The 3,141-nt window shown below is 59.5% G+C and carries 3 protein-coding genes; 2 read left to right on the top strand and 1 reads right to left on the bottom strand.

The features are described from left to right. Positions 1–254 precede the first annotated feature (254 nt). On the bottom strand, positions 255–1,226 hold the full coding sequence (locus tag MB824_RS06975) for a TIGR03571 family LLM class oxidoreductase (RefSeq protein WP_238747530.1): 972 nt from the start codon (positions 1,224–1,226) through the stop codon (positions 255–257). A 295-nt stretch (positions 1,227–1,521) separates the two neighbouring features. Here MB824_RS06975 and MB824_RS06970 point away from each other — a divergent pair, with 295 nt between their 5' ends. After that, a complete protein-coding gene (locus tag MB824_RS06970) occupies positions 1,522–2,514 on the top strand; it encodes a LysR family transcriptional regulator (RefSeq protein ID WP_238747528.1) in 993 nt (330 codons plus the stop codon). A gap of 342 nt (positions 2,515–2,856) precedes the next feature. Beyond that, positions 2,857–3,141: pyruvate kinase (locus MB824_RS06965; protein ID WP_238747526.1), on the top strand; the 285-nt coding region annotated here is incomplete at its 3' end.

Below are 3,141 nucleotides of genomic sequence, written 5' to 3'. Positions count from 1 at the left end.
AGACGGCAGCGCGCGCATCCCGCACAACCGCGGCACGCTGGTGCGCTGCGCCGATATGCAAACCGCCACCAGCCAAATCATCCGCGACTGGCATCACCGCGTACAGGCAGCCTGAAAGCGTTGCTCCGCCAATCTGCCGAAGCGGCGTTATCCGTGTCTGCACAGGCATCAACGCGGGAAGGGCGGGAGGCCGTCTGAAAAATCAAAAAGGCCGTCTGAAAACCCTGTTTGGGGTTTTCAGACGGCCTTCAGTTTTATTTGCCCGCATCAAACTGCGACACGATGTTTTCCAAAAAGTCCTGCATGGTTTCCAGCGGCGGGCGGCGGGTGGGTTTGAGATTGGCGACGATGTGCGAGACGCCGATTTCCTGCTGCTGCGCGTAAAAGTCGGCAATGGCTTTATGACCACCGCGCAGGTAGATGCCGTTGAACACTTGCAGCGGCGCGTCTGCGTCTTCCAAAAGCTCGACGAAGTTGCACGTGCCAAACGGCCGCCAGATGCCGCTTTCGTTCAACGCATCGAGTTCCGCCAAGAGTTTTTTCAGGTGCGGCAGGTCGGCGGAATACCACAGCCAGCCGTCGGATTCGTTGGCAATCCAGCGCAAATCCTGCCGCGCGCGGCCGACGGTCATCATCGGCAGGCGCGATTGGGTCGGCTTGGGGGTTAAATCCAAATTGCCGTAAAAGCGGCCGCCGTGTGCGGTGTCGAAGCACGGGAAGCTCTGCTCGGTGAGGCGGCGGATGGTTTGCCAGTTTTCTTGGAAACGCTCGGCGCGGTTGTCAAACTCTTTGGCAAAGGCGGGGTATTCGCTGGGGCGGTCGCCGCCTGCCAGACCCAACACAAAACGCCCGCCGCTCATCTGGTCGACGGAGGCGGCTTCTTTGGCGGTGAGTATCGGCTCGCGCAGCGGCGAAACGTAGCCCGCCGAGCCGATGGTGATGTGTTCGGTGAGCGCGGCGAGATAACCCAGCGTGGCGGTGATGTCGTACATTTGCCCCGCGTCGCCGAAATTGGGGTCGTAAAACGGCACGTCGCGCACCCACAGCGCACCCAGCCCGCTGTTGTCGGCCTGTTTCACCAGCGCGGTGAAGTCGCTCATGTCGGGAAAGGGCGAATCGGCGTAGCCCATAAACGGCGAAATAATGCCCAGCGTGAGCCTGCCCGGGCGGAAGGCGCGGGCGAAACCGCGATGGTTTTGCAGATGTTGCGGCACGGTTTTTTCCATTTGCTGCTCCTTAAAATCAGTTGCCCGAAAGGGAATGGCTGCATTGTAGGCTGGCTATTGACAGAGAAAAACCGCATAATGATGAAAAGACTTTTTGATTGTTTCAAATAATCGGGGTTCCAGGTGGCCTGAATGCTTAGCAAGCCAACTTCCTAAATGCCGTCATTCCCGCGCAGGCGGGAATCTTTTCTACCCTTTAACCGGCCGATTGTTCTATCAGAAATAGCCGAATGCCAACCAAGATTCCCGCCTGCTCAGGAATAGCGGCATTTAAAAAACATTAGAGAAAACCGATATGCACGATTTCCGCGCCATGGCGATATTCGCCGAAGTCATCAAACACCAGTCCATGCAGCAGGCGGCAAAAGCCTTGGGTCTGACCGTGTCCACCGTCAGCCTTGCCGTGTCCAAGATCGAACAGCAGCACGGCATCAAGCTGCTCAACCGCACCACGCGCAGCCTCTCGCCCACCAACGCCGGCGAAGCCTTTTACCAAGCCTGCCTGCAAATGCTGCACGGCGCAGAGCGCGCCCATCGGATTTTGGAGCAGCAGAAAACCGAAATCGAAGGCACGTTGCGTATCGCCAGCTTCACTTCCGTAAGCGCGCTGCCGATTGCTGACAGCCTGAAAAACCTGCTCGCGCAACACCCCGCGCTCACCGTCGAATGGCACGTGGACGACAACTTCAGCAACCTCTACCGCCAGCAGATCGACATCGCCATACGCGGCGGCGCACACGCCCTCAACGACCCGCAGCTCATCGCCCGCAAACTCTTGGAAACCGAAAGCGTACTCTGCGCCAGCCCCGACTATCTCGCCGCCGCACCCGCCATCCGTACGCCGCAAGACCTGCCCGCCCAGCAATGGATAGATGCCGCGCCCGCCGAATACGTGTTTACCCATGCCGCACAAGGCAGCGTCCGCATCGCCCCCAAAGCCCGAATGCTGTGCAACAACGGATTGTTATCCAAAGAACTTTTGCTCAAAGGCTTCGGCATCGCCGTGCGCGCCCGCGCCGAGTTTGACGGCGAATTCGCCCAAGGCCGCCTAATCGAAATCCTGCCGCAATGGACGCTGCCGAAAATCCCGATTTACCTCGTTACCCTCAACCGCGAACAACCCGCCCGCGTACGCGCCGCAGTCGAAGCCCTCGGCGCGGCTTTGTATGAGTACCGGCTGCAGGGCGGGAGTGAAAGGGGGAGGCCGTCTGAAAGCCTGCAAAACAGGGTTTTCAGACGGCCTCAAATCGGCCTGAAATCCGAAAGGCCGTCTGAAAGCGAAGTTTAAACGGAATGAAAACGTGGTTTTCAAACCCGAAAGGCCGTCTGAAATCAAAAATCCCGCCGTGCACCTTACTCCCTCCTCTGCGCCCAATGTACACCCCAAGCGCGGGGGAGGGTCGGGGTGGGGGTGGCAGTTCGCAGAACTGCGTTGTGCCACCTGCACATAAAGTTACCGTAACGGCACCAGCCCCCACCCTCCCCCGCAAGCGGGAGAGGGACGCAGCAGTCCGACAAGTTTCAGACAGCCGCAAAGGCAGCCTGAAAGCCGAAAACTCCGACGAAATGAAAACCATGAGGCCGTCTGAAAACCCCTTTTTTCAGGCTGCCCCAAGCCAAAGGCAAAACCATGAACTACTGGCATATGCAAATCCACCCCGGCGGACAAGCCGCCGAGTTTGCGCCGCATCTGGCGGACATCCTGACACGCGGCATGATCGGTCTGGGCGAATGGCCGCAGGGCGCGGCGGCAATCCGCGCGTTTTGCGAAACCATGCAGGCGGGCGATATTGTTGCCATCAAACGTGGCGGGGAGTTGGTGGCGCTGGTCGAAGTGGCCGGCGATGCCTACGCCGTCGCCCCTGCCGACGATCCCGATCCGCACAGCCGCTGGATGGCGCACCGCCGCCCCGTG

This window comes from Kingella pumchi, assembly GCF_022288825.1.
Taxonomy (GTDB): domain Bacteria; phylum Pseudomonadota; class Gammaproteobacteria; order Burkholderiales; family Neisseriaceae; genus Kingella_D; species Kingella_D pumchi.
Note: the sequence above shows the minus strand (reverse complement) of the source record. Positions and strands in the feature narration are given on the sequence as shown.